At 42.3% G+C, this 272-nt stretch carries 1 protein-coding gene; it reads right to left on the bottom strand.

From position 1 onward, the window contains the following. Positions 1–194, bottom strand: a 194-nt coding sequence (locus QD47_RS32815; RefSeq protein WP_044649505.1) for a hypothetical protein, incomplete at its 3' end; no start/stop codon positions are given. Positions 195–272 lie beyond the last annotated feature (78 nt).

Raw genomic sequence — 272 nt, 5'->3', positions numbered from 1 at the left:
TGATCGCCTATGGCTTCTTCCCATTCCGATAGCAGACGTTGAATATCTTCGTTTTGGTTCATTTTGAATTGATCCATTTTGGTGAATAGATTTTTGTCCTCTGATGAACATGAACCCTGTTGTTCACTGGCGAGTTCCAACTGATAAAACCGCTGACGTAATGCTTCTTGAAACCAATCTGGCCAATTTGACATGGTATGTTTCCCCTCCCGTGGTTGAAGTGTGTGTATGTTAACTCTGATGAGGAGGGATGGCAAGTCATTGTTTTGTGT

It is taken from the genome of Paenibacillus terrae (genome assembly GCF_000943545.1).
Classification (GTDB): Bacteria; Bacillota; Bacilli; order Paenibacillales; family Paenibacillaceae; genus Paenibacillus; species Paenibacillus terrae_A.
This window is presented reverse-complemented; position numbering and strand designations above follow the sequence as displayed.